Annotated in this window: 26 protein-coding genes; 9 read left to right on the forward strand and 17 right to left on the reverse strand. The window is 72.2% G+C overall.

Annotated features, from left to right (window positions below; genetic code table 11):
* Window positions 1-128: 128 nt before the first annotated feature.
* Window positions 129-908, reverse strand: a complete 780-nt coding sequence (locus tag ACQP1K_RS17915; RefSeq protein ID WP_433496859.1) for a SigB/SigF/SigG family RNA polymerase sigma factor — start codon at window positions 906-908, stop codon at window positions 129-131.
* A 230-nt stretch (window positions 909-1138) separates the two neighbouring features.
* Here ACQP1K_RS17915 and ACQP1K_RS17920 point away from each other — a divergent pair, with 230 nt between their 5' ends.
* The gene (locus tag ACQP1K_RS17920) at window positions 1139-1498 is read left to right on the forward strand and encodes an STAS domain-containing protein (protein ID WP_433496860.1); all 360 of its coding nucleotides are present in this window, start codon (window positions 1139-1141) and stop codon (window positions 1496-1498) included.
* Window positions 1499-1641: 143 nt separating this feature from the next.
* Here the strand turns inward: ACQP1K_RS17920 and ACQP1K_RS17925 are convergent, their stop codons facing one another.
* Window positions 1642-2430, reverse strand: a complete 789-nt coding sequence (locus ACQP1K_RS17925; protein ID WP_433496861.1) for an ANTAR domain-containing protein — start codon at window positions 2428-2430, stop codon at window positions 1642-1644.
* Window positions 2431-2530: 100 nt separating this feature from the next.
* Here ACQP1K_RS17925 and ACQP1K_RS17930 point away from each other — a divergent pair, with 100 nt between their 5' ends.
* Together ACQP1K_RS17930 and ACQP1K_RS17935 are read left to right on the forward strand one after the other, a co-directional pair.
* The gene (locus tag ACQP1K_RS17930; RefSeq protein WP_433496862.1) at window positions 2531-4501 is read left to right on the forward strand and encodes a SpoIIE family protein phosphatase; all 1971 of its coding nucleotides are present in this window, start codon (window positions 2531-2533) and stop codon (window positions 4499-4501) included.
* 279 nt (window positions 4502-4780) lie between these two features.
* Window positions 4781-5830, forward strand: a complete 1050-nt coding sequence (locus ACQP1K_RS17935; protein WP_433496863.1) for a glycosyltransferase — start codon at window positions 4781-4783, stop codon at window positions 5828-5830.
* A gap of 68 nt (window positions 5831-5898) precedes the next feature.
* Here ACQP1K_RS17935 and ACQP1K_RS17940 read toward each other — a convergent pair whose 3' ends face one another.
* Window positions 5899-7134: a helix-turn-helix domain-containing protein gene (locus tag ACQP1K_RS17940; RefSeq protein ID WP_433496864.1), complete on the reverse strand. Its 1236-nt coding sequence runs from the start codon at window positions 7132-7134 to the stop codon at window positions 5899-5901.
* Between the two features lie 83 nt (window positions 7135-7217).
* On the opposite strand from ACQP1K_RS17940, the gene ACQP1K_RS17945 reads away from it, so the two are divergent.
* From ACQP1K_RS17945 to ACQP1K_RS17955, 3 genes are all read left to right on the forward strand, one after another.
* The gene (locus tag ACQP1K_RS17945; protein WP_433496865.1) at window positions 7218-8141 is read left to right on the forward strand and encodes a proline dehydrogenase family protein; all 924 of its coding nucleotides are present in this window, start codon (window positions 7218-7220) and stop codon (window positions 8139-8141) included.
* 3 nt (window positions 8142-8144) lie between these two features.
* Window positions 8145-9770 (forward strand): L-glutamate gamma-semialdehyde dehydrogenase, encoded by a 1626-nt coding sequence (gene pruA, locus ACQP1K_RS17950; RefSeq protein WP_433496866.1) that lies wholly within the window; start codon window positions 8145-8147, stop codon window positions 9768-9770.
* 134 nt (window positions 9771-9904) lie between these two features.
* On the forward strand, window positions 9905-10237 hold the full coding sequence (locus ACQP1K_RS17955; protein ID WP_433496867.1) for a putative quinol monooxygenase: 333 nt from the start codon (window positions 9905-9907) through the stop codon (window positions 10235-10237).
* 65 nt (window positions 10238-10302) lie between these two features.
* Here ACQP1K_RS17955 and ACQP1K_RS17960 read toward each other — a convergent pair whose 3' ends face one another.
* The 5 genes from ACQP1K_RS17960 to ACQP1K_RS17980 form a co-directional block, all read right to left on the reverse strand.
* Window positions 10303-11040, reverse strand: a complete 738-nt coding sequence (locus ACQP1K_RS17960) for a lysophospholipid acyltransferase family protein (RefSeq protein WP_433496868.1) — start codon at window positions 11038-11040, stop codon at window positions 10303-10305.
* Window positions 11041-11108: 68 nt separating this feature from the next.
* A complete protein-coding gene (locus tag ACQP1K_RS17965; RefSeq protein WP_433496869.1) occupies window positions 11109-12896 on the reverse strand; it encodes a thiamine pyrophosphate-binding protein in 1788 nt (595 codons plus the stop codon).
* Window positions 12897-12943: 47 nt separating this feature from the next.
* Entirely contained in the window at window positions 12944-13717 is a 774-nt protein-coding gene (locus ACQP1K_RS17970) for a cyclase family protein (protein ID WP_433496870.1), read from the reverse strand.
* Between the two features lie 99 nt (window positions 13718-13816).
* Window positions 13817-14068, reverse strand: a complete 252-nt coding sequence (locus ACQP1K_RS17975; protein WP_433496871.1) for a Smr/MutS family protein — start codon at window positions 14066-14068, stop codon at window positions 13817-13819.
* Window positions 14069-14101: 33 nt separating this feature from the next.
* Window positions 14102-14530: a CBS domain-containing protein gene (locus ACQP1K_RS17980; protein WP_433496872.1), complete on the reverse strand. Its 429-nt coding sequence runs from the start codon at window positions 14528-14530 to the stop codon at window positions 14102-14104.
* A gap of 194 nt (window positions 14531-14724) precedes the next feature.
* On the opposite strand from ACQP1K_RS17980, the gene ACQP1K_RS17985 reads away from it, so the two are divergent.
* Genes ACQP1K_RS17985 through ACQP1K_RS17995 form a run of 3 tightly spaced genes read left to right on the forward strand, consistent with a single transcriptional unit; the run spans window position 14725 to window position 17377 of the window.
* Complete coding sequence (locus tag ACQP1K_RS17985) at window positions 14725-15192, forward strand: MarR family winged helix-turn-helix transcriptional regulator (protein ID WP_433496873.1); 468 nt, start codon at window positions 14725-14727, stop codon at window positions 15190-15192.
* 20 nt (window positions 15193-15212) lie between these two features.
* Window positions 15213-15860, forward strand: a complete 648-nt coding sequence (locus ACQP1K_RS17990; protein WP_433496874.1) for an LppX_LprAFG lipoprotein — start codon at window positions 15213-15215, stop codon at window positions 15858-15860.
* Entirely contained in the window at window positions 15857-17377 is a 1521-nt protein-coding gene (locus tag ACQP1K_RS17995) for an MFS transporter (protein ID WP_433496875.1), read from the forward strand. The genes ACQP1K_RS17990 and ACQP1K_RS17995 overlap by 4 nt, the downstream gene beginning before the upstream one ends.
* On the opposite strand, the gene ACQP1K_RS18000 is transcribed toward ACQP1K_RS17995, so the two are convergent.
* From ACQP1K_RS18000 to ACQP1K_RS18040, 9 genes are all read right to left on the reverse strand, one after another.
* The gene (locus ACQP1K_RS18000) at window positions 17362-17601 is read right to left on the reverse strand and encodes a sensor domain-containing protein (RefSeq protein WP_433496876.1); all 240 of its coding nucleotides are present in this window, start codon (window positions 17599-17601) and stop codon (window positions 17362-17364) included. The two genes, ACQP1K_RS17995 and ACQP1K_RS18000, sit on opposite strands and share 16 nt — an antisense overlap.
* 120 nt (window positions 17602-17721) lie before the next feature.
* Window positions 17722-19155, reverse strand: coding sequence for a ribosome biogenesis GTPase Der (gene der, locus ACQP1K_RS18005; RefSeq protein ID WP_433496877.1), 1434 nt, complete (start codon window positions 19153-19155; stop codon window positions 17722-17724).
* A gap of 61 nt (window positions 19156-19216) precedes the next feature.
* The gene (gene cmk, locus ACQP1K_RS18010) at window positions 19217-19876 is read right to left on the reverse strand and encodes a (d)CMP kinase (protein WP_433496878.1); all 660 of its coding nucleotides are present in this window, start codon (window positions 19874-19876) and stop codon (window positions 19217-19219) included.
* 192 nt (window positions 19877-20068) lie between these two features.
* Window positions 20069-21181: a prephenate dehydrogenase gene (locus ACQP1K_RS18015; RefSeq protein ID WP_433501570.1), complete on the reverse strand. Its 1113-nt coding sequence runs from the start codon at window positions 21179-21181 to the stop codon at window positions 20069-20071.
* A gap of 41 nt (window positions 21182-21222) precedes the next feature.
* A complete protein-coding gene (gene aroH, locus ACQP1K_RS18020; protein WP_433496879.1) occupies window positions 21223-21582 on the reverse strand; it encodes a chorismate mutase in 360 nt (119 codons plus the stop codon).
* Window positions 21583-21684: 102 nt separating this feature from the next.
* The gene (locus ACQP1K_RS18025; protein ID WP_433496880.1) at window positions 21685-23568 is read right to left on the reverse strand and encodes a pseudouridine synthase; all 1884 of its coding nucleotides are present in this window, start codon (window positions 23566-23568) and stop codon (window positions 21685-21687) included.
* Window positions 23565-24143, reverse strand: coding sequence for an SMC-Scp complex subunit ScpB (gene scpB, locus ACQP1K_RS18030; RefSeq protein ID WP_433496881.1), 579 nt, complete (start codon window positions 24141-24143; stop codon window positions 23565-23567). Before scpB ends, ACQP1K_RS18025 begins: the two co-directional genes overlap by 4 nt.
* Window positions 24144-24154: 11 nt before the next feature.
* Window positions 24155-25000 (reverse strand): segregation and condensation protein A, encoded by an 846-nt coding sequence (locus ACQP1K_RS18035; RefSeq protein ID WP_433496882.1) that lies wholly within the window; start codon window positions 24998-25000, stop codon window positions 24155-24157.
* A gap of 56 nt (window positions 25001-25056) precedes the next feature.
* Window positions 25057-25956, reverse strand: a complete 900-nt coding sequence (locus tag ACQP1K_RS18040; RefSeq protein ID WP_433496883.1) for a ParA family protein — start codon at window positions 25954-25956, stop codon at window positions 25057-25059.
* Between the last annotated feature and the right edge of the window lie 126 nt (window positions 25957-26082).

The following is a 26082-nucleotide window of genomic DNA, read 5'->3' on the forward strand; positions in this document are numbered from 1 at the left end:
TTTCACGGGGCGTCGCGCGACCGTACGTCATGATGGGCCTCATCGGTGATCGATCGCCGGCTCACGCGCGACTCACGTCGCCCATGCGCGGCTCGTCCATGTGCTCCTCCACGGCCTCGCCCACGGGCTCATCCGGCGACGAGCTCCGCGCGGAGCAGGTCCAGCGTCTTGCGGAGGATCCTCGAAACGTGCATCTGGGAGATGTCGAACTCCGCGGCGATCTCGGCCTGGGTCAGGTTCCCGTAGAAGCGCAGCAGGAGGATGTTCTTCTCCCGCTCGGGGAGCAGGTCGATGAGCGGCTTGACGGCCTCCCGGTCCACCAGGACGTCCAGGGCGTCGTCCTCGTCGGGGATCACGTCTCCCAGTGCCGCCGTGCCGTCGTCGGCGCCGATCGGCGCGTCCAGGGAGAGCGTGCTGTACGCCGCGGAGGCGTCCATCGTGAGCAGCATGTCCTCCTCGGAGATGTTCATCCTCTTGGCGAGCTCGGCGACGGTGGGGAACCGGCCGAGCTCCTGGGTCATCTCCGCGACCAGGCGATTGAGCTCGGCCCGTCGCTCCTGATACAGGCGCGGCACCCGGACGGCCCAGGTGCGGTCGCGGAAGTGCCGCTTGACCTCCCCGGTCATCGTCACCATCGCGTAGCCGCGAAACCCGTGCCCGAGAGTCGGGTCGAACCCGTTGACGGCCTTCATCAGGCCGACGTACGCCGCCTGGAGAAGGTCTTCCATCGGCTCGCCCCGGTGCAGGTACCGCCGGGCGATGTCCCTGGCCATCGGAAGGTGCATTTCCACGACCGTCTCGCGGAGCCGGTCCCGCCGCTCGGCGGGGAGATCATCCCGGGCCAGCTCGGTCAGCAGTTCCTCGGCGGTCGGAGTGTCGAAGCTCGTCGTACGGCCCTCGGCAGACATCTGCGCAGGTCTCCTCGTGGTCTTCGCGCGAGGACAGCGCCTGTCCGGGATGGACCGCCTGGCAGATCCACACAGATCGTTCCATGCAGAAGGCGCGCCTCGCTACAGTGTCGAGACGAGGCCCTCTGCTGGACCTCTGAAAAGCTATATTGCCAAAAATCCCGAAGTATCACCACCTGGTATCACCGCCTCTGTGGCACCAGTAATCTTCTCCGCAGAGGAGGCGCGAGGTGTCTAACAACGGGCTGCTGTCCCTGAGCTCCACCATGGCGGGCGGCATTGTGGTGATCCGCGTCAGCGGCGTTCTCGACGCCACGACACGCGAGCACTTCTCGGACTTCCTGGACGCGGCGGCGGACGACCACGGCCCGGACATGATCCTCGACCTGGGCGGAGTCACGTTCATGGACTCCCGGGCGCTGGGACTGATCGTCCATCACTGGCAGCGGGCCACCGGCGAGGGCGGCGACTTCGCCCTGATCTCGGTGCAGTATCCCAACTCCAAGGTGATGTGGGTGACCGGGCTGTCGGAGCGGCTGCCGCTCTTCGACACCCTCGACGAGGCGCTGGCCGCGTTCGCCGCCTCCTGAGCACCCCCGGCACGTTCATCCCGGACCCGCGAGGCTCGCAGACACGCGGCTCACAGACACGCGGCTCACAGACCACGCGGCTCACAGACCACGCGGCTCACAGACCACGCGGCTCGTACGTCCCGGACCACGCGTGCCCGTCGTCAGGGCTCGCCGTCCCTCCGCACACCGGTCTGGGAAACGCCGTCTCCGGAGCCGCCGCCGCGCAGACCGCTCTTGGCGCCGATGCGCCCCCGCCCCCGCTCCGACACCAGCATCCGGGCCAGGTCGGCGACCTTGACCTGATGGTGCTGAGAGACCTGCCTGAGCTCCTCGAACGCCTCATCGGCCGAGCAGCCGCTCGTCGACATCAAGATGCCCTTGGCCTGGTCGATGATCGAGCGTCCCTCCATCGCCTCCTGCATCTGGGCCGCGTCGGTCAGCACGTCGTCGAACTGCCGCACGTTGGCCAGCGCCACCGTCACCTGCTCCCTGAGCAGGTCCGGGAGCGAGCCGTCTCCGGTGAAGGCCGCCTGGCCGAAGACGCTGGCGCGCACGCCGTACAGGCCGATGACCACCACGCCGTCGTCCACCTCGATGGGCAGCGCGAACACCGAGCGCACGCCGTGCCGTACGGCCGTCCCGCAGTAGGCGGGCCAGCGGGGCTCGGACATCACGTCAGCCACCACCACCGGCCTGCCGGAGGCCAGCGCCTCGCGGGAGGGCCCCTCGCGCAGCTCGCGCTCACCGTCGATCAGCGCGGTGAGCTCGCTGTGGGAGGCGGCGAGCAGCACCCGCCCGTCGGCCCACAGCTCGGCGGTGGCGCCGGCGCAGCCCGGGACGCCCCGGGCCGTGGCCTCGGCGATGCCGCGCAGGACGCTCTCACAGGAGGCCCCCTCGGTCATCCTGCCGAGAGCGGCCAGGTCACGTACGAGGATGGACGTCGTCTCCATGATAGAAAGACCATTCCCATCGGTTCCGGATTAATCCAGGCTGGCACGATTAGACCCGGTCCTGGGCATAGCGTCTACCCAGATGAGGAAAGGAGGCCGCTTGCCCGCCAACGCCGAGCTTGAGCGCGCCCTCAGCGGTCTCGCCGACCGCATCGCGATCCTACGGGACGATTTCCGGCCGGACGCGGCCCTGAGAGAGCTGGAGACCGCCGAGGACCTGCTCCGCGACGCCCTCACCGAGCTGACCCGCGGCCGCCGGCGCCGGGACGGCGGCAACCTGCGCGAGCACAAGCTGCTGCGCCAGGTCTTCCGCTCGCTTCCGATCCCCGTGATCATCATGGACACCGGCGGCACGGTGCGGCGCATCAACAACGAGACCGCCCGCCTGCTCGGCAGCCCGGCCGGCTACCTCATCGGCCGCGCCTTCCCGCTGCTCGTCGACGTGGCCGGCCGGGCCGCGTTCCGGTCGCACCTCGCCGCCGTCCTGCGGGGCGAGGAGGTCTCCTCACTGCGGACCCGGCTGGCCCATCAGGGCCGCGCCCATGTCGTACGGCTCGTGCTCGGCAGACTGCGCATGCCCGGCGAGCCGCAGGAGATGATCGCGGCGGTCGTGCTGCCGACCGAGGTGCCGCCGACCCCGCCCCGGCTGCCCGAGATCTCCGGCCCGGCCTCGGACGCGCGGGTCGTCGCCGCCGCCAGCGCGTCCGGAGCCGACGCCGGCCGGACTCCGGCCGGCGCCCCGCGTGAACGCGCTGAGGCCCCGGGGCCGCGCCTCCCCCACCGGGCGGATCCGCACGTCCCCTCGCCGGATCTGATGGCCGCGGCCCGGCGGCACGAGCTGCTCTCCCGGTTCGCCCGGCTGCTGCTCGACGAGGAGAGCCTGCGCGAGCCGGTGGCCCTGCTGCGCGCCGCACGCCTGCTCGCGGCCGAGACGGCCGACTGGGTCATCGCCGACGTGTTCCGGGACGACGGGCAACGCGGCGCCGACGTCGACCGGGCCGGCATCCACCGCGCGACCGTCGTGGGCCCGGGCGACCAGCCGTCCGGCCGCCTCCAGCGGCTGATCGAGGAGACGTCCCCGGCCGAGGCGCCCATCGTCGAGCAGGTCCTGGTGACGCGGAGCGGGATCGTGCACGAGATGCTCGCCGACGACTCGCTCCTCGGCGGGACCGTGCTGAGCGACATGCGGGCCGGGTCGCTGCTGAGCGTGCCGATCCGCACGGACGACGAGGTCGACGGCGTGCTCACGCTGGTACGGCAGCGCGACCGGCGGCCGTTCGGCCTGGCCGACCTCGGCCTGCTCGAGGAGATCGGCACGCACCTCGGCCTGGCCATGCGGGCCCAGCGCGGTTTCCACCGCCGCGCCCAGGCGGCCGACACCCTGCAGACCGGCGTGCTCCCCCGCACGCTGCCGGAGATCCCCGGCTTCGAGAGCGCCGCGTTCTACCACCCGGGTTCCGGGCTGCGTGCGATCGGCGGCGAGTTCTACGACGTGTTCCGGGTGAAGAACGGCTGGGGGTTCGTCATCGGCAGCGCGGCGGGCCGGGGCGAGGAGGCGGCCGCGGTGACCGCCATGGTGCGCAACGGGCTGCGCGTGCTGAGCGTCTGGGAGGACGACCCGGGGCAGGCCATGCGCAAGGTCAACGACGCGCTCGTGGTGCAGCGTACCGGCCTGTTCGTGATGGCCGCCGCCGGTTTCGTGCGCGGCCGCAAGGTGCGCCTCGCCTCGGCCGGGCACCATCCGGCCGCGCTGCTCCACCCCGGCGGCGGGGTCCGCTTCACCGAGGGCGGCGGCGTGCCGCTGGGGTTCGAGGAGGGGTCGGTCCCCGCCACCGACGAACTGGTGATCCCGGCGGGCGAGACACTGCTGCTCTACTCCGACGGACTGGTCGGCGCGCAGAGCGCGGCCGGGGAGAACTACGGCGAGGCACGCCTGACCGAGTTGCTCGCCCGCTGTGTGGGCCAGCCGCCGGGCGCGGTGGTGAAGGCGATCGAGGAGGACCACCGGGCCTTCGGCGGCGGCCACGCCACCGACGAGGTCACCGTGCTCGCACTGCGCAGATCCAGGTGAGGACGCACCCGGTCTCCCGATTTCCCGTCCGATCTGCGAATATGGTGTAATCCGCGCCGTCGGCGATGAGGAGAAGGCCGAGGGGAGCATCCGAGGACGGGCCCAGGAGGAGCCCGGGAATCGCTGAAGGAGCACCGGGAAGCGCGACGCCCGTCGGCGGCCGATCGAAGTTTTTCTCGATTAGGCGTTTAGCGAGGATCAGAGTACGGTAGTCAGGCACTTACCGTGCCTAAGACGCAGGCACACCTTCTAGACGCCTTCCTGCCGCTGAGGTGTGCCATGGATATCGCCATCGTCTCTGCTCACGAACTCACACCGGACACTCCCGCGATCGCCCGCGAGCTCGCGCGCGGCCACCGGGTGACCATGTACACGCGATGCAACGCCCAGGGCGCCGCGATCGAGCACGTCCCGGCCGGGCCGGACGTGGAGCTGTCGGAAAGCGACCTGCTCCCCTACATCCCGGACTTCAGCGCCGGGCTGCGGCAACGGTGGCGCAAGAGCCGCCCCGACATCATCCACGCCTACTCCTGGACCAGCGGTCTGGCCGCCATCGCCGGTTCCGAGGGCCTGGGCGTGCCGGTCACCCAGACCTTCCACACCCATCACGACGACAGCAGGCCGGCGCCGGTACGCCGGCTGGAGTGCGCGATCGGCCGCCGCGCCAGGGCCGTGATCGCCGCCTGCGCCGACGAGGAGTCCGAGCTGATCCGGATGGGGGTCCCCCGCCGCAACATCTCGGTCGTGCCGCAGGGCATCGACGTGGAGAGCTTCCACCGCCAGGGCCCCGCGTGCCCGCGCGGCGACCGGCCGCGGCTGCTGCACGTGGGTCACGTGGGCGCGGCCAGCGCGGTGTCCGCGCTGATGTCCGTGCCCGACGCCGAGCTGGTCATCGCCGGCGGCGACGGATCCGCCGTGGAGCGGCTGCGCTCGCTCGCCGCCGACCGCGGCGTGGCCGACCGGGTGGAGGCGCTCGGCACGGTCCCGCACGACTCGATGCCTCAGCTGATGCGCAGCGCCGACCTGGTGCTGTCGCTGTCCCCGTCCGTGCCGAACGGCACGGCGGCGCTGGAGGCGATGGCCTGCGGCGTCCCGGTGATCGCCTCGGCGGCCGGCGCCCACCTGGACGCGGTCGTGGACGGCGTGACCGGCTTCCTGACCCGGCCCGACCGGCCGCTGGAGGTGGCCCAGCGGATCCGCAGGCTGCTGGGCGACGCCACGCTGCGCACGGCCATCGGATACGCCGCCGCCGACCGCGCCCGGTCCCGCTACTCACTCGAGCGCATCAGCATGGAACTGCTGCGGGTCTACGAGAAGACCTGCGCCTGACCGCGCGCGTCCCGTCCATCCCGCCGAGCTGTGCTCATCGGCCGCCCGCCCGTCCCGGCCGGCCGGGTTCAACCGCCGGCCCGCCCGTCCCGGCCGGACCGCGCCCGGTCGAGAGGGGCCCGATCGCGAGGGGCCCGGTCGAGAGGGGCCCGGTCGAGAGGGGGCCGGCGGATCAGCGCGGCCGCCTTGAGCGCCAGGTGGAGGAGCAGCCGGCTCTCCCCGTCGGCGAGGTCGAGCCCGGTGAGATGCTCGGCCTTGCCCAGCCGGTAATAGAGCGTCTGACGGTGGACGCCCAGGGCCGCCGCCGTCTCCTGCACATGCCCGGCACGGTCCAGGTACGTCTCCACCGTGTGCGCCAGGTCCGGCGAAGCGGGCGCCGACAGCGCGGCGCACCCCGCAGCCAGATCGGCGAGCTCCCGGTGCGGCAGCCGGACCAGCAGGCGGTAGACGCCCAGCTCCGGCCAGCTCGCCACCGGGGCGTGCCGGGTGACGTGCTCGGCCACCCGGAGCGCGAGCAGCGCCTCCTGCCAGCTCTCCCACGCCTCGTCCGGGTCCTCCCGGGGTCCCCCGACCCCGGCCGCCGATCCGTACGTCTCCCACAGCCGGTCGGCGACCTCCCGCGCCTGCCCGGCCGGGGCCAGCACGGCGAGCAGCCGCTCACCCGCCTCCTCACCCGGCAGCCCGGCTTGCATCTCGTCCGGCATGCCGTCCGGGTCGGCCAGCACACCGCGCGGCAGCGGCGGCGGTTCGCCGGCCCCGTCCGGCGGGGTCCGTACGGCGAGGGCCGCCACCGGGCCCTCGACCTCGACTCCGGCGGCGGCCCGGACGGCCGGATCGGCGGAGAAGAAGGCACGCAGCCGGACCCGCCGTCCGCGTGCCTCCCGGGCCAGCCGCGCCGCTGCCCGGGCCACCAGCGGCGCCACGGCGGCCAGCCGCTCGTCGGTCAGCGCGCCCCCTGATCCGGAGAGAACCGGTCCCCCCGACGCAGCCGGTTCACCCCCGGGAGGGGCGTCCAGCAGCCAGAGGTAGCCGTAGTTCACCCCGCGATGCCGCAGCGGGACGCACACCCGGCCGAGCAGGCCGGGCAGGCCGGGGATGCGCACCGGGCCGGTCGCCGTGGCGATGCCGTACGCCTCGAAATGGGCGCGCACCTCGGCGGAGGCCCGCCGGCGCAGGATCGACTCCTGCCGGACCCGGTCGATGTCGCCGCTCTGCTCGCCGTACGCGAGCAGCTTGAACGACCGGTCCTCGATCGTCACCGAGGCGTCGAGCAGTCGCGCGATCTCATCGGCGATGTCCTGCATGGCCTCCATTGTCGTGCATCTGTAGGAAAAACCTGTGGCGGATGTCCGTGGACCCCGTGACCTGCGAATTTTACCCTTTGACCATGCTCGGATCTCTGCTTCTCGCGGCCTCGCGCAGCCCGCTGGCACGCCGGGCCGTCTCGGGTTCGCCGGCCACCCGCGCCGTCGTCGACCGCTTCGTGGCCGGCGAGTCCACCGCCGACGCCGTCGCGGCGACCCGCCGCCTGACCGGCTCCGGGCTCGCGGTCACGATCGACCATCTCGGCGAGGAGGTCCGCGACAAGGAGACCGCGATCGAGGCCGCCGAGGCGTACGTCACGCTGCTGGGCGCGCTGCGCCCGCTCGGGCTCGGGGACCGGGCCGAGGTGTCGGTGAAGCTGTCAGCGGTCGGGCAGGCGCTCGACGGCGGCGGGCCCGACGGCATCGCGCTGGAGAACGCCAGGCGGATCTGTTCCGCGGCGCGCGACAGCGGCGCGACCGTCACCCTGGACATGGAGGACCACACCACGGTCGACTCCACGCTGGAGATCCTGCGCGCGCTGCGCGCGGACTTCCCCGAGACCGGCGTGGCGATCCAGGCGTACCTGCTGCGCAGCGAGGCCGACTGCCGCGATCTCGCCGGCTCGCGGGTCCGCCTGGTCAAAGGCGCCTACCGCGAGCCCGCCTCCGTCGCCTACCAGGGCAGGGGCGAGGTGGACCGGGCCTACGTCCGCTGCCTGCGAGTGCTCATGGCGGGCGGCGGGTATCCCATGGTGGCCACGCACGACGACCGGCTGATCGCCGTCGCCGAGATGCTCGCCGGCCGGCACGGCCGCGACCGCGACGGTTACGAGTACCAGATGCTGTACGGCGTCCGGGCCGACAGGCAGCGCGACCTCGCCGCCGCCGGGCACCGGGTGCGCGTCTACGTTCCGTTCGGCGACGACTGGTACGGCTACTTCATGCGCCGTCTCGCCGAGCGCCCGGCCAACGTCGCCTTCTTCCTGCGCGCTCTGAAAGGCAAGTGAGCAATGGATGCGATCACCAACGTCCCCCGCCCGGTCAACGAGCCGGTGTACGGCCACGCCCCCGGCAGCGCCGAGCGCGCGGCCCTGGAGGCCCGGATCAAGGAGCTCGGCGAGACACGGCTCGACCTCACGATGACGATCGGCGGTGAGCGGCGGATGGCGGGCGGCGCCCCGATCGACGTCGTCCAGCCGCACAACCACGCCGCCGTGCTGGGCACCACGGCCGACGCGACCGCCGCCGACGTACGCGCGGCGATCGACGCGGCGCTGGCCGCCGCCCCCGCCTGGCGGGCCCTGCCGTTCGAGGAGCGGGCCGCGGTCTTCCTGAAGGCCGCCGATCTGCTGGCCGGCCCGTGGCGGGCCACGCTCAACGCCTCGACGATGCTCGGCCAGTCCAAGTCGGTGCAGCAGGCCGAGATCGACGCGGCCTGCGAGCTGATCGACTTCTTCCGCTTCAACGTCTCCTTCGCCCGGCAGATCCTGGCCGAGCAGCCGGCGTCGTCGCCGGGCGCGTGGAATCGGATGGAGTATCGCCCGCTGGAGGGCTTCGTCCTGGCGATCACGCCGTTCAACTTCACCTCGATCGCGGCGAACCTGCCGACCGCCCCCGCGCTGATGGGGAACGTCGTCGTCTGGAAGCCGTCGCCGACCCAGCAGTTCGCCGCGCACTTCACGATGCGGCTGCTGGAGGCCGCCGGGCTGCCGCCCGGTGTGATCAACATGGTGACCGGCAACGGCGGCGCCGTCTCTGAGGTGGCGCTGCCCCACCCCGAGCTGGCCGGGATCCACTTCACCGGGTCGACCGCGACCTTCCAGCACCTGTGGCGGACGGTCGGGGAGAACATCGCCGGCTACCGGGGCTATCCGAGGCTGGTCGGCGAGACCGGCGGCAAGGACTTCGTGGTCGCCCACCCCTCCGCCTCGGCCGAGGTGCTGTCGACGGCGCTGATCCGCGGCGCCTTCGAGTACCAGGGCCAGAAGTGCTCGGCCGCCTCCCGGGCGTACGTGCCGCGGTCGCTGTGGTCACGGATCAGGGACGACTTCGTGGCCACGGCCGAGTCGCTCACGGTCGGCGACGTGGCGAGCGACCTGTCGGCGTTCATGGGGGCCGTCATCGACGCCCGGGCGTTCGCCAAGCACCGGGCGGCCATCGACCGGGCCAGGGCGACGGACTCGATCGACGTGCTGACCGGGTCGTACGACGACTCGACCGGATATTTCGTGAAGCCGACCGTCCTGGAGTGCGCCGACCCGGCGGACGAGGTGTTCGTCACGGAGTACTTCGGCCCGATCCTCGCGGTGCACGTGTACGACGACGCGTCCTACGACAGGGTGCTGGACCAGATGGAGAGCGTCGCGCCGTACGCGCTGACCGGCGCGGTGATCGCGCAGGACCGGTACGCGATCGCGGCGGCCACCGAGCGGCTGCGCTTCGCCGCCGGCAACTTCTACGTCAACGACAAGCCGACCGGCGCCGTCGTCGGACAGCAGCCGTTCGGAGGCGCGCGGGCGTCGGGCACCAACGACAAGGCGGGGTCGATCTTCAACCTGATCCGCTGGGTGAACGCCAGGACGGTCAAGGAGGCCTTCGTCCCCCCGGCCGACCACCGCTACCCCCACATGGGCTGACCCGCACGGGCCGCCCCCGGGGCCGCGGAGATCGACCGGCCCCGGGGGCGGCCCGGGCGGTGCGACACGACGCACGCGGCATGCGCCCGGGGTCGAACGGGAAGCATCCGGCCACCCCTACCAGGACGGTTGACATGATCTTCATTACCGCGAAGTTCCGCGTACGGCCCGAGCACGCCGACCGGTGGCCCGAGATCGTCGCCGATTTCACCCGGGCGACCCGGGCCGAGCCGGGCTGCCTGTGGTTCGACTGGTCGCGCAGCCTGGACGACCCGGCCGAGTACGTCCTGGTCGAGGCGTTCCGCGACGACGAGGCCGGCGCCGCCCACGTGCGGTCGGAGCACTTCGAGGAGGCGCGGCGGACGCTGCCGCGGCATCTCGCCGAGACGCCGCGGATCGTCAACGTGCGGGTCCCGCAGGACGACTGGTCCCGGCTCGGCGAGATGGCCGTACCCGACCAGGGCTGACACGCCGGGGGATGTGATCTCGCACCGCGCGCCCATCACGACGCGCTCCGCGCGCGGCCGCGAGCTCACGACAAGCGTCCGCGCGCGGCGGCGTCGAGGGCGGCGGCCTCCTCCGGGGTGGGGGCGGTGCCGCCGAGATGGGCGGGCTGCCACCACACCCCGGGCGTGATCTCGGGGTAGGTGCGCTGCGCCTCGTCGAGCAGCTCCGACATCCGGCGCCGCAGCTCGGCGGTGAGCTTCCCGATGTCGTCGCCGGGTCCGGGGTGCATCGGCTCGCCGACCAGGATCGTGATCGGGACGTGCCGCTGGAGCAGCCTGCGCGGCCGGCCCTTGGTCCACAGCCGCTGCCCGCCCCACAGCGCGACCGGGATGATCGGGACCCCGGCCTCGACGGCCATCCGGATAGGGCCGCTCTTGATGTCCTTGACGGTGAACGACCTGCTGATCGTCGCCTCGGCGAAGTTGCCGACGATCTCCCCGGCGCGTAGGGCGCGTACGGCCGCACGGAACGCTCCGGCCCCGGCCGCGCGGTCGACCGGGATGTGGTGCATGCCGCGCATCAGCGGACCCGACACCGGGTGGGTGAACACCTCCTGCTTGGCCATGAACCGGACGAACCGCCGCGAGGGCCGGGCTGCCAAGCCCGCGAAGACGAAGTCGAGGTAGCCGACATGGTTGCTGACCAGGATCGCGCCTCCCGACCGTGGCACGCGCTCGGCGCCCTCGACCCGGATCCGCAGGTCCAGCAGTTTGAAGGCGGTCAGTACGGCGCGGATCACCGTGGGATACACGAGCTCGGTCATGTACGGAACGGTAACCTACGCTTCGGTAGGTTCGGCATCCAGGGGACGGTCGCCGCCGCGTGGCCGCGTCAGTGACCGCGGAAGGCCTCCTCCAGCCACCATGCGGGCAGCCCTGGGGTGACCTTCGCGTGGACGAGGAGCGGCCGGTCGCGCGGGCCCTTCAGCCATTCGGCGACCCCCGCCAGGTCCTCCTCGCGCCGTACGGAGACCGCCGCGCAGCCGAAGCCCCGCGCGATCTCGGCGAGGTCGGCCGGCGGGAACGTGACGTTGTCCAGCGGGAAGCCGCCGGGGCCGAAGTGGTGCACCTCGGCGCCGTAGGCGTCGTCGTCGTAGACCACGACGACCATCGGCAGCCCGAGCCGTACGACCGTTTCGAGCTCGGCGATGCCCATGAGCGCTCCCCCGTCGCCCAGCGCGGCGACGGGCAGGCGGTCCGGCCGGGCGATGGCCGCGCCGATGGCGGTGGCCAGGCCCAGGCCGACCGCCTGGAACGCCTGGGTGAAGCAGAACGCGCCGCCGTCCGGCACGGACAGGAACATCGACGGATAGCCCATGAAGTTCCCGGAGTCGACGGCCACGACCCGATCGGCCGGGAGCAGGTCGTCGAGTCCGATCGTCAGCGTCCTGGGATCGATCCGGCCGTCGCCGCCCGTGTCGGCGTACGGCACGTCGCGCCAGCGCACCTCGCGGGCGATCCGGTCGGCGACCCGCGCGCTCCGGTAGCCCTCACCGCCGTCGGCCGGTCCGTCGCCCCTGACGCCGAGGAGGCCGGCCACCGTCCGCGCCGTCGCGCGCACGTCGCCGATCACGCCGAGGTCCACGGACCGGTTGACGCCGATGGCGTCGGCGTCCAGGTCGACCTGGACGACGGTCGTGTCCGGGCCGATCAGCGTGCCGTGCCGGGTGGTCCACATGGTGAGCGAGCAGCCCCAGGCGACGACGAGATCGGCGCCGCCGATGAGCTCGGCTGCCAGCGGCGAGGCGAATCCGCCCATCACGTCCAGGTCCCACGGACTGCCGTGGAAGTGGCCCTTCGCGACGGCCGAGGTGGCGAACAGCGCGCCCACCTGCTCGCCGAGCGCCTCGAGCTCCGGCCGCGCGCCCCGCGCCCCGCGACCGGCCACGAAGACCGGGCGCCGCGCCGTCTCCAGCAGCCCGGCGAGCCGCGCGATCGCGTCCGGCGCGGCCACGTCCGGCGCGGCCTCGTCCGGGGCCGCCGTCCCGGCGGCGTCCGCCGGCTCGGCGCCGTCGTCGGCGACCGGCTCGCCGGGGAACGTGAGTCCCCATGGCGCCGGAACCCGGCTCGCGGCGGCCTGCCGCACCCCGCCGCCACCGGCCCGCAGCTCCTGTACGGCGCGCGCCGCCTCGTCCGGCAGCTCCTCGCCCTGGATGTCCAGCGGCAGGCGGAGCAGCACGGTCCTGCGGCCCAGCAGCGCGGCGAGGAAGGCCATGACGGTGTCGTCGACCACGGTCTCGGCCGAGGCCACCCTGGCGACGTGGGCGCCGACGGCGGAGGCGAGGGCGGCCTGGTCGATCCGGAAGTTGGAGCGCGGCGAGGTCGCCTCGGGGGCGAGCACGAGCAGGGGCGTACGGCTCTTGGCCGCCTCCGTGACGCCGGTCAGCGCGTTGGTCAGGCCGGGCCCCTGGTGGACGGTGAGGACGGCGACCGTTCCGCTCATCCGGGCGTAGGCGTCCGCCATCGTGGCGGCGCCGCCCTCGTGGCGTGCCGCGACGTACCGCACGCCATGCCGTACGAGCGAGTTGGTGACGTGGAAGTTCCCGCTGCCGACGACGCCGAAGGCCGTGCGCACACCGAGGGAGGCGAGGACGGCGCCGACGGCTTCCGCGACGGTCATCGCCGGACGCCTCATCGCTCCGCCTGTCTCTCCGCCTGTCTCCGCGCTCATCTCTCCACCAGGGCCAGCACGCGCAGCGGGCTGCCGGACCCGCCCACGATCGGCAGCGGCCCGGCGATCACCACGGCGCCGGTGGGAGGCAGCCGGTCGAGGTTGCGCAGCTGCGTCAGGCCGTACTTGCCGGCCCCGAGCAGGAAGGAGTGGCAGGGGAAGGCCGGATCGAACGAGTGGGCCGCCCCGGCGTCCGTGCCGACGGTCTCGACGCCGAGACCGAGGATCGGCGTCCGCTCGGCGAGGAAACGGGCGCACTCGACGGAGATGCCGGGAGTGTGCGACCCGGTCTCGTCCGCGTTGAGGAACCTGGCCGCGTCGTGGGCCCGGGCGTCCCATCCGGTGCGGTAGAGGAGCCAGCCGCCGTCGGGGAGCGGGCCGTGCCGCTTCTCCCAGGCCTCGACGTGGTCGATCTCGAGCAGGAAGTCGGGGTCGGCGGCCGACTCGGCGGCGAAGTCCAGCACCACGGCGGGCGCGATCAGCTTGCCGGCGGGCACCGCCGAGACGTCCTCCCCGTCGCGGGCGGTCACCCAGTGGTTGGGGGCGTCGAAGTGGGTGCCGGTGTGCTCCCCGGTGGTGAAGTTGTTCCAGTACCAGGCCGGGCCCCGGTCGTCGTACCGGCTGATCTCCTGAAGACTGAACGTCGCCGTCTGGCCGAACTGCTCGGGCAGCCCCAGGATCGGGGTCTTCTCGGTCAGCGGCGCGGTCAGGTCGAGCACCTCGATCCCGCCGCCCCGGATGCCCTCCAGCAGATCCCGCAACACCGACATCACGCCTCCCCTAACTCATACGCGGGCAAATCCTCCTACACTCTCGCCCCTTCGCGCCAGCCACGGGCGGGCCCCCGGTCGTCGGACCGGGCGGCTCCGCTACCACCGGAAGTAGACGAACAGGCGGCCGTGGTTCTTGGCGTCCTTGTCCATGCGGTGGTAGAGCGCCTTGATCTCCTTCTGCTCCAGGAAGCGGAGCACCTTCTTCTTGAGCTGGCCCGACCCCTTGCCGGGAATGATCTCCACCTGGGTGGCCTTCTTCCGGACCGCCTCCTCGATGACGCCGCGCAGCGCCCGGTCGATCTCGCTGCCCTTGTTGTAGATGTCATGGAGATCGAGTTTGAGCTTCACACGGGTGATTCTAGAGGCCGGGCGGGCGATCGGTCAGCCGTGGAGATAGCCGACCAGCGCGTCCTTCTCCGTCTCCAGCTCCTCGATGGCGCTCTTGACGACGTCGCCGATGCTGACGATGCCCATCAGCCGTCCGTCCCGGACGACGGGGACGTGCCGCACGCGGTGGTCGGTCATGGTGCGGCGCAGCTCCTCGACGTTGGCGTCGGGCGTGCAGGTCCTGACCTCCGAGGTCATGATCGTGGAGACCGGCCGATCGAGGATGGCGGCGCCCCGCTCGTACAGGTGTCGTACGACGTCCCGCTCGGACACGATGCCCTCGATGGTCTCGCCGTCCTCCGACACCACCACCGCGCCGATGTTGAACTCGGCCAGTCTGGCCAGGAGCTCCGCCACCGTCGCCCGCGGCGGGACGGTCACCACGCGTTTCCCCTTGCCCTGCAAGATCGTTCCAATGCGCATCGACGCCGCCTTTCCGGCCCGAGGGCCCGCCCACCTCCCGCACCTGCCGAGAGCGGGGGTCTCCAGGACTGTTTTCCCAGGCAACAGTGGCGAGGACATCGCGTCAAGAGCTGCGGCTCCACCCTCTGGTAAATCTCCCCTTCGCTGCAGGGTTGACCGCCCCGAACGAGCATTGCGATCTTATGCTTGAAGTCATGGAAGACCCCCGCTGGCTCAGTCCGCAGGAGCAACGCGCCTGGCGTGCGCACCTCGACGCGCACCGGCTGCTGTATCACCGGCTCGATCGCGAGTTACAGGAGGCAGGCCTGTCGCTCAGCGACTACGAGATCCTGGTGAACCTGTCGGAGAGCCCCGACCACCGCATGCGGATGAGCGAGCTGGCCGACGCCACCATCCAGTCACGCAGCAGGCTCTCGCACCAGATCTCCCGGATGGAGGCCGCCGGGCTGGTGGTGCGCGTGAGCTGCGACGACGACAGGCGAGGCACCTTCGCCGTGCTCACCGACCTCGGCTGGGAGACCATCCAGCGGGCGGCCCCGGGGCACGTCGCCGGCGTCCGCCGCCATCTGATCGACCTGCTGACGCCCGAGCAGGTGTCCGCGATCGAGGAGATATACGCCCCGATCGCCGACCGGCTCCAGTCGATCCGCACGGGCCGCTGACGCCAGCTACGATCCGCGTTGTGACGAGAATCCTCGGGCTGGTCGTGGCCGCCCTGCTGCTGGTGACCGCCTGCGAAGCGAACAGCGTGGCCGCGCTCCCCGACGGGCCCGGCCTGCTGAAGAAGTCGGCCGAGGCGATGAAGACGGTGCGGACCGTCGTCTTCTCCATCGAGACCAGGGACCGGCCCGCCGTGCCGGTCAGGCACGCCGAGGGGACGCTGACCAGCGAGGGCGACGCCGAGGGCACCCTGCAGGTCGAGCTCGTCGGCCTGCAGGAGTTCGAGTTCGTGATCGCGGGCGACACCGTGCACTTCAAGGGCCCGACCGGCGGCTTCCAGACGATGACCCGGCAGCAGCTCGCCGCGATCTACGACCCGTCGGCGGTGCTGACCGGCGTTCCGGAGCTGCTGTCGTCGGCGCAGGAGGCCGAGACCGAGGCCGCCGAGAAGGTCGGCGGCGCCGACGCCTACCGGATCGCGGCCACCCTGCCCCAGCGGTCCCTCGCCAAGCTGATCCCCGGCGTCGCCCAGAGCGTGAAGGGGACCGTGTGGGTCGACAGGGCCACCGACCGGCTGCTCAAGATCGATCTTCCGCTCGGCGAGGGCGGCGCGACCGTGACCCTGGGAGAGTACGACGCCCCAGTGACGATCACACCGCCCGCGTCGTGATCTCCCCCGCCCGGGTCATGGCGCCCTCCCCGGCACGCGGCCGCCGTCTCGCGCTCGGCGTGGGCGGCGTGGCCGTGCTGCTCGCCGCGCTCGACGCCTACGTCGTCGTCACCGTCTTCGCGGACATCGCCCAGGAGGTCGGCGTCCCGCTGAACCGCCTGGAACGGGCGACGCCCATCGTGACCGGGTTCCTGCTCGGTTACGTCGCGGGGATGCCGCTGCTCGGCCGGCTGTCCGACCGGTACGGCCGGCGTCCGCTGGTCCACGCCTGCCTGGCCGGGTTCGCCGCGGGCTCGCTCGTCTGCGCGCTCGCCCAGGACGTCGCCACGCTCACGGCGGGCCGTACGCTCCAGGGCCTGGCCGGCGGGGCGCTGCTGCCGATCACGATGGCGCTCATCGGCGATCTGTGGGACGAGCGCGGCCGGCCGGTCGCGCTGGGCGCGGTGGGCGCGGCCCAGGAGCTCGGCAGCGTGCTCGGCCCCCTCTACGGCGCCGGGATCGCCGCCCTCGTCGGCTGGCGCGGCATCTTCTGGGTCAACATCCCGCTGGCCCTGCTCGCCGCCCTCGCCGTACAGCGCGGCCTGCCGCGGGAGCCGCGCCGCGTGACCCCGGGCGGGGTCGGCGCCGCCGGGGGCGCGCTGCTGGCACTGGCGCTGGGCCTGCTGGTGGCCGGGCTCTACAACCCCTCGCCGGGCGAGGCGGTCCTGCCGCCGTGGGGCCTTCCGTGCCTGGCGGCCGGTGTGGTCGCGGCTGCGGCGTTCGTCGCCTGGGAGATCCGCTCACCGGTGCGGCTGCTGGATCTGAGCGGCGTGCCGAGGCGACCGCTGTTCGCCACCCTGGCGGTGAGCCTGCTCTCGGGCGCCGCGCTGCTCGTGACGCTGGTGGACGTCCAGCTCGCCGCGCAGACGCTGCTGGGCGAGGACGCCGTGGGCGGGGCGCTGGTGCTGACCCGTTTCCTCGCCGCGCTCGCGGTCGCGGCGTTCCTGGGCGGGATGCTGACCCGCCGCTTCGGTGAGCGGTGGGTGGCCGTCGCCGGGATGGCGGTCGCCGCCGGCGGCTACCTGATGATGTCGCACTGGCCCGCCGACCTGGCCTCGGCCGGCGTGCGGCTGGACGTCGATCTGGCCGTCGCCGGATTCGGCCTGGGCGTGGTCGTCGCCCCGGTCTCCTCCGCCGTGCTGCGCGCCGTTCCGCCCGTGCGGCACGGCGTGGCCTCGGCGGCGGTCGTGGTGGCCCGCATGATGGGGATGCTGCTCGGCGTGGCCGCGCTGTCGGCGTGGGGCTTCCACCGCTTCCAGTCGCTGACCGCGCACCTCGACACGCCGCTCCCGATCGGCGGCGCCGGCGCGGACTACCTCGCCGAACTGGCGGAGTACCAGGCCAAGGTGAAGGCCGCGCTGCACGTGGAGTACACGGAGATCTTCCTGATCACCGCGGGACTGTGCCTGCTGGGCGCCGCTGCCGCGCTTGCCCTGCCCGCCGCCGGCGGCGGCGGCCGGGTTCAGGAGCGCAGGTAGGCCGACACGGCGAGCATCCTGCTGATCCGCAGCCGCTCCGCGTCGCCCATCCCCCGGGCGACGAGCATGGTCAGGGCGAGGATCGGCAGCCCGATCCACACGATCCACAGACCGGCCCCCGCCACGACACCGGTCAGGACCAGGCAGAACGTCGTCGCCGCGAGGGGAAACCCGATCAGCACGTAAAGGGAGTCACCGGTCAGCCGGGAAAGAAGTCGTCTCATGTCCTGCACGGTACGACCGGGAACGGCCGATGATCGATCCGCGCTCCTCAGCTCCGATGGTAGGGAGAACCCTACCTACGGCCGAGCGGGCGGGCGGGAATCAGCGGTACGGCACGGCACTCACCCGTGCTTCTTCTGCCGCTTCTCCCTGATCTTCATCGTGATCTCGATCGGAGAGCCGGCGAAGCCGAACTCCTCACGGATGCGGCGCTCGATGAACCGGCGGTAGGTCTCCTCCAGGAACGCCGAGGTGAACAGCACGAACCTCGGCGGCTCGGTCGTCGCCTGCGTGGCGAACAGGATCTTGGCCTGCCTGCCCCCGCGCGCCGGCGGCGGCGTAGCCTGCACCAGCTCGGTGACGAACTGGTTGAGCCGGGCCGTCGGCACCCGCGTCCCCCACGACTCCAAGGCCTGTTCGATCGCCGGGGCGAGCCGCTGAACGTGCCGGCCCGTCTTGGCGGAGATGTTGACCCGCAGTGCCCAGGGCACCCGGACGAGCTGGCGGTCGATCTCCTTCTCCAGGTAGTAGCGCCGGTCCTCGTCGACCAGATCCCACTTGTTGAACGCGACCACCATGGCCCGGCCCGACTCGGTGACCATGCCGATGATCCGCAGGTCCTGCTCGGTCAGCACCTGGGAGGCGTCGATCAGCACGACCGCGACCTCCGAACGCTCCAGCGCGGCCCGGGTCCGCATCGCCGCGTAGAAGTCGGCGCCCTTCAGCTCGCGGTCGCGGCGGCGGATGCCGGCGGTGTCCACGAAGCGGTAGGTCTCGCCGTCCAGCTCGATCAGCTCGTCCACCGGATCGCGGGTGGTGCCCGCCACGGGGTCGACCAGCACCCGCTCCTCGCCGGCCAGCCGGTTCAGCAGCGACGACTTGCCCACGTTGGGCTTGCCCAGCAGGGCGATCCGGCGCGGGCCCCGCCGCTCGCCGAACGTCTGCGGCGGCGCCTCCGGCAGCACGTCGAGCACGATGTCGAGCAGATCGCCGCTGGCCCGGCCGTGCAGCGCGGAGACCGGGTACGGCTCGCCGAGGCCCAGCGCCCACAGCCCGGACGCCTCGAGCTCCAGTTGCTGATTGTCGACCTTGTTGGCGGCCAGCACGACGGGCTTGCCCGAGCGGCGCAGCACCCCGCCGACGGCCTCGTCGGAGTCGGTCACGCCGACGCTCGCGTCCACCACGAAAAGGATCACATCGGCCAGCTCGGCCGCGAGCTGGGCCTGCTCGGCGATCCGCAGCGCCATGCCGGTGGCGTCGGGGTCCCAGCCACCGGTGTCGACCAGCGTGAACCGGCGGCCGCGCCAGGTCGCCTCGTACGTCACCCGGTCCCGGGTCACCCCCGGCACGTCCTCCACGACCGCCTCACGCCGGCCGATGATGCGGTTGACCAGCGTCGACTTGCCCACGTTGGGGCGGCCGACCACGGCGACGACCGGCAGGGGGCCGGTGTCGGGCTCTGGCGGGCCCTCGCCGGCGGAAGCGGCGAATCCGGCCTCGGTCCAGCCGTCCTCGTCGGAGTCGTACTCCCCCGTCACGTCCATTTCCTGCCTCATCGGCCACTTCCTCCCCGATCCACCGGGATCAGGCTCAATGTGCCCCCTGCGCTGCCGGGGCTCAGGTGATCCGCTCCTTGACGAGCCGCAGCACTTCGGCGATCACCTCGTCGAGGTCGAGCGGGGTGGTGTCCAGTTCCACCGCATCGGCCGCCATCGCCAGGGGATCGGTTTTACGTGTGGAGTCGAGCTCGTCCCGCCGGGCCATCTCGGCCCGCTGCTCCTCGGTGGAGGTTCCGGTCAGCTCCGCCGTACGGCGGCGCGCGCGTGCGTCGGCGCTCGCGGTCAGATAGATCTTGAGTGAGGCGTCCGGAGCCACGACCGTGCCGATGTCACGGCCCTCGACCACGATGTCGCCGGTCCCGATGATCTGCCGCTGCAGGTCCACCAGCCGCCTGCGCACCTCGGGCACCGCGCTCACGGCCGAGACGGCCCGGGTGACCTCCTTGCTCCGGATCGGCCCGCTGACGTCCGTTCCGTCCACGCCGATGCCGGGGGCGTCCGGGTCAGTGCCGATCTCCAGCGCGGGTTCGTGACACCGGGCGGCGACAGCGGCCGGATCAGCGAGATCCACCCCGCGTTCGAGCATCCACCACGTGACCGCCCGGTACATGGCCCCCGTGTCCAGGTAACGCAGCCCGAGGGCCCGGGCGATCCCGCGCGACGCGCTCGACTTCCCCGAACCGGACGGCCCGTCCATCGCGACGACCAGACCCGACACGCTCGCTCCTCTTCTCCAGCCCCGCCCGGCACCTCGTGCCCGGCGATCCACGACCCGAAATCAACGACCCGGCGGGCTTGCCCGCAGGCCGTGCCGCGGCTTTGTCCGACCCCCGAGCGTACCGGGACTCCCGGCGCCGCCGCGCCATCGACGCCACCCGCGCGACCCCCCGGGACGGGCTCTCCCGCCCCGTCAGGGCACGTGCCAGCCGCGCTCGCGCAGCTCCTCGGCGAGCGCCTCGGCCGCCTCCTCCTGGACGTACAGGTCCGCGGCGCCGAGCGGCAGCCCGGGCGCGTGCTCCAGCCGGACGTCCTCGATGTTGATCCCCGTCTCCCCCGCCGCACGGAAGAGCCGGGCCAGCTCGCCGGGACGGTCCCCGACGAGCACCTGGACGACCGCGTACGCGCGCGCCGGCGCGCCGTGCTTGCCGGGGATCCGGCCGGTCCCGCGCACGCCGCGCTCCAGCAGTGCGGTGACGTCGGCGACGGCGGCGCCGTCGACGGCCAGCGTACGCAACGATCTCGCCGCGGCCGCCAGGTCGGCGGCGACGGCCTCCAGCACCTCCGCGACCGGTACGGCGTTGCCGGACAGGATCCCGGTCCACAGCCCCGGATCGCCGGCGGCGATCCGGGTGACGTCGCGCACGCCCTGCCCGGACAGGCCGAGCGCGGTGTCGGACGCCTCGGCGAGCCGCGCCGCCACCGCGGCGGCCGTCACGTGCGGCGCGTGCGAGACCACCGCCACCGCCCGGTCGTGCTCGGCGGCGTCCACCCGGACGGCGTTGCCCCCGCACAGGTCGATCAGTTCCAGCACAGCGGTCACGGCGGGACCGGTCGCCTCCGGTGTCGGGCACAGCGCCCAGGGGCGGCCGAGGAACAGGTCGGCCCTGGCCGCCGCGGGTCCGGAACGCTCGCGGCCGGCCAGCGGATGCCCAGCGACGAACGTGGACAGGTCGCAGCCGAGCTGCGCCGCCTGCGCGATCGGCAGCGCCTTGACGCTGGCCACGTCGGTGTAGGCCCGGGCGGCGTCGTTCTTCTGCAGGTCCAGCAGCCACTGCGCGACGAACGGGGGCGGCACCGCGATGACCGCCAGGTCGACGGTCCGGTCGGCCCGCCAGTCCTCTCCCCCGCCCAGCTCACGCGCCAGCCGTACGGCACCCGCGTCGCGATCGGCGAGGAAGACCCTGATTCCGCGCCGGCGCAGCGCGAGCGCGATCGAGGTGCCGATCAGTCCCGTGCCGACGACGACGACGCTGCCGATCGAGGTCGCGCCCTCCCCGGCCGCGGTCCTGGGGGTGCCCTCCATGGGATCCATCCTGCTCGTCCTGTGTCCAGTACCGCCGGGCGCTACTGCGCGATGTCCACGCGGAGCGCGACAGCGCCCCGCAGGTATACGTGCTGGATCTCCCGACGCGGCCGGTCCGTGTCGATGTGGGCCATCAGGCGGACCACGCGCGGCAGCGCCCCGGGCACGTCGATCTCGGTGGAACACAGCAGCGGGACTTCGTGGAACCCCAGCTTCCGTGCGGCCAGCGCGGGGAACTCCGCGGTGAGATCGGGTGTCGCCGTGAAGATCACGCTGATGACGTCGTCGGTGGTGAGGTTGTTCCGCGTCATGACCTCGGTCACCAACTCGGTCGTGCCTGCGACGATCGACTCCCGGTCGTCGGCGTCGACCTGGATGGCTCCACGAACCGCCCGCACCATCGTCGTTCCCCTCTCGCGCTCACCGCCGTGGGCCCGAGCCGCCACCCGGTCCACGGGGCTTTTTCCAATATTGTCCCGTCTTGCGTACCGGGCCCGGCAAGGCTACATGCCAACGGCCGAGTAGAGCTCTCCGACTTCGTGCACCGTCAGCGCCCGGAGTGTGCCGGGCTTGAGCCGGCCCAGCTTGACCGGTCCGAACTCGATGCGCGCGAGGTCGATCACCCGGTGGCCCACGGCCTCCAGCATGCGCCTGACGATGTGCTTGCGCCCCTCGTGCAGCACGATCTCGACCAGCGCCTGCTGGCCGTGCTCCTGCACGATGCGGAACTCGTCGGCCCTGGCCGTACCGTCCTCCAGCGCCACGCCCTCACGCAGCACCCGGTGCAGGTTGCGCGGCACCGGACCGGGCACCTTGGCCCAGTACTTCTTGGCCACGCCGTAGCTGGGATGGGTCAGCCGATGCGCGAGCTCACCGTCGTTGGTGAACAGCAGCAGGCCCTCGGTCTCGGTGTCGAGCCGCCCGACGTGGAACAGCCGGGGAGCCAGGTCCTGCACGTAGTCGTGCAGGCACGGCCGGCCCTCCGGGTCGTCCATCGTGCTCACGACGCCGATCGGCTTGTTGAGCGCGTAGTAGACCAGGTCGGTCGAGGTCGGCACCCGCCTGCCGTCGACGTGGATGACCTGCTTGGCGGGGTCGACCCGGGCGCCGAATCGGCGCACCACCTGGCCGTCGACCGTCACCCGGCCCTCACCGATCATCTCCTCACAGGCGCGGCGGCTGGCCACCCCGGCCTGGGCGAGGACCTTCTGCAGCCGCTCGCCGTCCGGCACCTCCGTGGTGTCGCGCTCGTCGGTGTAGTCGTCGTCGTAGAAGTCCGGGTCGCGCAGTGGCTGCCGGGAGGTCTTGAACGGGTCCTCCGCGCCGCCCTCGCGGCGTACCCCGCCGCGGGCCTCCCGCGTCCGGTCTTCGCCCGTACGGACCTCTCGCTTCCGGCCTCCTCCGGACCGGTCTTCTCTCGGCCGGTCTTCTCTGGACCAGGGCCGGGACTCCGCGCCTCGTTCGGACCTGTCGCGGCCGTAGCGCGCGCGCAGTCCCCCGTTCTCGCCGCCGATGGTCCGTACGCCGTCGCGGGACCGTACGCCGTCGCGGGACCGGGCGCCGCCCCTGGCGGCGCGGAAACCCGCGCGCTCGCCCTGACCGTACTCACGCCGCCCGTACTCGCGCGGCCGGTCCTCACCACGGCCGTACTCGCGCGGCCGATCCTCGCGCCGCCCGTACTCGCGCGGGCGGTCCTCACGCGACCGGTCACGGCCGGCGCGCTCACCGCGGCCCTCCTTGAAGGCACCGCCCTCCCGGAAAGCACGGTCGCCCCGGAAAGCACGGTCGCCCCGGTCGGCACGGTCTCCCTGGAAGGAACGGTCTCCCTGGAAGGAACGGTCACCCCGATAGGCGCGATCCTCCCGGGAGGGCCGCCCGTCCCGGCGGGAGCGGTCATCCCCGCGACCGCGGTAGTCCCCGCGAGCACGGTCATCCCCGCGAGCACGGTCTTCGCCGTAGGTACGACGCTCGCCGTAGGGGCGGCCCTCCCCGCGGTCGCGCTGGTCCCGGTAACCGCGCTCCGGACGCCTGCCGCCGAAGCCCCGGCTCCCGCCGGGTGCCCGGTCGTCGCGATACCTGCCTCCGGGGGCCCGGTCGTCACGGTAAGCGGACGCGCGGTCGCGGTTTCCCGGCCGCTCCCGATCCCGGTCCGCGTAACGGCCCCCCTCACCGGACGACCTGCCGTACCCGCCGCGTGAGCCGCCCCGGTCGTCCCGGTAGCCGTTGTCGCGCCCGCCTCGACCGTCCCATCCCGTCCGATCGTCCCGGCCGTTTCGGCCGGTGCGGTCTCGATCCGTACGCCCGCCGCCGAAGGATCTGCCCCGCTGACCGGTGCTACGGCTCCGACCGCGTCCCTCACCGGACGGGGTACCACGCCTGCTGTTCACTGCTTCTCCTCAAGGATTTCCATGTCATCTGGGAGGAATGGGGCGAGCTCTGGAAGCTCGTCGAGGCTACGCAACCCCAGCCTCTCCAGGAAGTAACTCGTCGTCCGGTAGAGCACTGCCTGGCTCTCCGGGTCCGTTCCGGCCTCCTCGACCAGGCCTCGTGCGGTGAGCGTCCGTATGACGCCATCGCTGCTCACACCGCGGATCGCCGCCACCCGGGCCCGGCTGACCGGTTGCCGGTAGGCGACCACGGCGAGTGTCTCCAGCGCGGCCTGCGTCAACCGCGCCGCCTGGCCGTCCCTGACGAAACGCTCCACGAGCGGTGCGCACTCCGCCCGGGTGTAGAAACGCCAGCCTCCGGCCACCTCCCGAAGGTCGAAACCCCGTCCGGCAGCGGTGTATTCCGCGGACAGCCCACGCAGGGCGGCGCCGACCTCCCCCGTCGGCCGCTCCAGGACCTGGGCGAGGGTCACCTCGGCCACCGGCTCGTCCACGACCATCAAGATCGCCTCAAGCGCCGGTTCGAGGTCCGGAACCTGTGAGATCCCGGCCTCGGCCGCGTCACTGCCTTCCATGAGTCCTCTCCCTAGCCGGCCTCTGGGTCGCCGTCGCTTCGCGACGTGTCGTAGTCGTCACCGACCAGCACGTCGCCGTCCGCCGCGCCCGTCCATGTGACGTACAGCTCGCCGAGCGGCTCGACCTGATCGAAGGAGACGGCGGCCTCCCTGAACAGCTCCAGGACGGCCAGGAACCGGGCGACGATCTCGAAGGTGCCCGCGCAGTCGGCGGTCAGCGCCCGGAAGGTGGCCCGTCCGGCCCGCCGCAGCCGCTCGACAAGGATAGCGGCTTGTTCACGGACACTGGCGAGCGGTTGATAGATGTGGGAGACCGAGACGGTCGGCGGCGCCTTCGGCGTGAACGCCCTCGCGGCGATCTCGGCGAGGTGCTCCGGGCCGATGCCGAGGACGAGCTCCGGCAGCAGATCGGCGAACCGCTTCTCCATCGGCACCGACCGGGGGAAGCGCAGCGCCTCCTCGGCGAGGCGGCCGTTGAAGATCTTCGCGACCTCCTTGTAGGCGCGATATTGCAGGAGCCGCGCGAACAGCAGGTCGCGGGCCTCCAGCAGGGCGAGGTCCTCCTCGTCCTCGACCTCGCCCGTGGGCAGCAGACGGGCCGCCTTCAGGTCCAGGAGCGTGGCGGCGACCAGCAGGAAGTGGCTCGTCTGATCGAGGTCCCACTCGGGCCCGCGGGACCTGATGTACGCGATGAACTCGTCGGTGACCCTGTGCAGGGAGACCTCGGTGATGTCCAGCTTGTGCTTGGAGATCAGCCCGAGCAGCAGATCGAACGGCCCCTCGAAGACGTCCAGGTGCACCCGGAACCCGGGCGAGGTCTCCTCCCCGCTCTTCGGATCCGCCACCTGCTCGATCATGCCTCCCATTGTCCGACACTCCCCGGGATCAGGGGATCACGCATGGGAGCCCGGGATCACGCGCGGGCTTGGGCGGGCCAGCGGGCCAGCAGCTCGCGGGCGAGATCGCGGTAGGCGGCGGCCCCCATCGATCCGGGGTCGAACTGCGTGATCGGCTCGCCGGCCAACGTGGCGTCGGGGAAACGGACCGTACGGTTGATCACCGTGTGGAAGACCTTGTCGCCGAAGCCCTGCATGATCGTCTGAAGGACCTCGCGTGCGTGCAGCGTCCGGGGGTCGTACATCGTGGCGAGCAGGCCGTCGATCTCCAGGCTCCGGTTGAGACGCTCCTGGACCTTGCCGATCGACTCCATAAGCAGCGCGACGCCGCGCAGCGCGAAGAACTCGCATTCCAGCGGGATCATCACGCTGTGCGCGCAGGTGAGCGCGTTGACCGTGAGCAGGCCGAGCGACGGCTGGCAGTCGATCAGGCAGATGTCGTAGTACGGCAGCAGCGGCTCCAGTGCCCGTTGCAGGGCGTACTCCCTGGCCACCTCGTTGACGAGCCTGATCTCCGCACCGGACAGGAAGATGTTGCTCGGCAGCAGCTCCATGCCGTCGACGCTGGTGTCGAGCAGGACGTCCTCGACGGTGACGTCCGGCTCCTCCATGATGAGGTCGTATACCGTCGCCTCGAGCGGCCGGGGATCGATGCCAAGCCCGACGGACAGCGCCCCTTGCGGATCGAAGTCCACCAGCAGGACCCGCTGTCCCACCTCGGCCAGCGCGGCGCCGAGGTTGATCGTGGTGGTCGTCTTGCCGACGCCGCCCTTCTGATTCACCATCGCGACGATCCGTGCCGGTCCGTGCGTCTCCGGCGGTGTCGGCTCGGGGAACACCGGGCGCGGACGGCCGGTAGGCCCGATCGCACCGCCGGGGATCCCCGCGTTCCACGTCGCCTCTGTGGTCGCAGTCACCTGTTGGTCCTCCCTGACGGCCTCGAACCTGATCGAATCTAAAGGGTTCGCATCATTGCGGCAAGGCGGCGCGCCCAAGGAGTGCCAAGCGTCCTTCAGGTCTCGACCAGGACTCGGCTTCCTCGA

The organism is Sphaerimonospora sp. CA-214678 (genome assembly GCF_050942215.1).
Taxonomy (GTDB): Bacteria; Actinomycetota; Actinomycetes; order Streptosporangiales; family Streptosporangiaceae; genus Sphaerimonospora.

Bases quoted from the DNA above. Each gene is read 5' to 3' on its own strand.
- ACQP1K_RS18035 (WP_433496882.1), bottom strand. From the start codon at position 25,000: ATGATCGAGCAGGTGGCGGATCCGAAGAGCGGGGAGGAGACCTCGCCC.
- ACQP1K_RS17940 (WP_433496864.1), bottom strand. From the start codon at position 7,134: ATGCAGGACATCGCCGATGAGATCGCGCGACTGCTCGACGCCTCGGTG.
- pruA (WP_433496866.1), top strand. From the start codon at position 8,145: ATGGATGCGATCACCAACGTCCCCCGCCCGGTCAACGAGCCGGTGTAC.
- ACQP1K_RS17985 (WP_433496873.1), top strand. From the start codon at position 14,725: ATGGAAGACCCCCGCTGGCTCAGTCCGCAGGAGCAACGCGCCTGGCGT.
- ACQP1K_RS17980 (WP_433496872.1), bottom strand. From the start codon at position 14,530: ATGCGCATTGGAACGATCTTGCAGGGCAAGGGGAAACGCGTGGTGACC.
- ACQP1K_RS17960 (WP_433496868.1), bottom strand. From the start codon at position 11,040: ATGACCGAGCTCGTGTATCCCACGGTGATCCGCGCCGTACTGACCGCC.
- ACQP1K_RS18000 (WP_433496876.1), bottom strand. From the start codon at position 17,601: ATGAGACGACTTCTTTCCCGGCTGACCGGTGACTCCCTTTACGTGCTG.
- ACQP1K_RS17965 (WP_433496869.1), bottom strand. From the start codon at position 12,896: ATGACCGTCGCGGAAGCCGTCGGCGCCGTCCTCGCCTCCCTCGGTGTG.
- ACQP1K_RS17945 (WP_433496865.1), top strand. From the start codon at position 7,218: ATGCTCGGATCTCTGCTTCTCGCGGCCTCGCGCAGCCCGCTGGCACGC.
- aroH (WP_433496879.1), bottom strand. From the start codon at position 21,582: ATGGTGCGGGCGGTTCGTGGAGCCATCCAGGTCGACGCCGACGACCGG.
- der (WP_433496877.1), bottom strand. From the start codon at position 19,155: ATGAGGCAGGAAATGGACGTGACGGGGGAGTACGACTCCGACGAGGAC.
- scpB (WP_433496881.1), bottom strand. From the start codon at position 24,143: ATGGAAGGCAGTGACGCGGCCGAGGCCGGGATCTCACAGGTTCCGGAC.
- ACQP1K_RS17915 (WP_433496859.1), bottom strand. From the start codon at position 908: ATGTCTGCCGAGGGCCGTACGACGAGCTTCGACACTCCGACCGCCGAG.
- ACQP1K_RS17925 (WP_433496861.1), bottom strand. From the start codon at position 2,430: ATGGAGACGACGTCCATCCTCGTACGTGACCTGGCCGCTCTCGGCAGG.
- ACQP1K_RS17955 (WP_433496867.1), top strand. From the start codon at position 9,905: ATGATCTTCATTACCGCGAAGTTCCGCGTACGGCCCGAGCACGCCGAC.
- ACQP1K_RS18015 (WP_433501570.1), bottom strand. From the start codon at position 21,181: ATGGAGGGCACCCCCAGGACCGCGGCCGGGGAGGGCGCGACCTCGATC.
- ACQP1K_RS17970 (WP_433496870.1), bottom strand. From the start codon at position 13,717: ATGTCGGTGTTGCGGGATCTGCTGGAGGGCATCCGGGGCGGCGGGATC.
- ACQP1K_RS17935 (WP_433496863.1), top strand. From the start codon at position 4,781: ATGGATATCGCCATCGTCTCTGCTCACGAACTCACACCGGACACTCCC.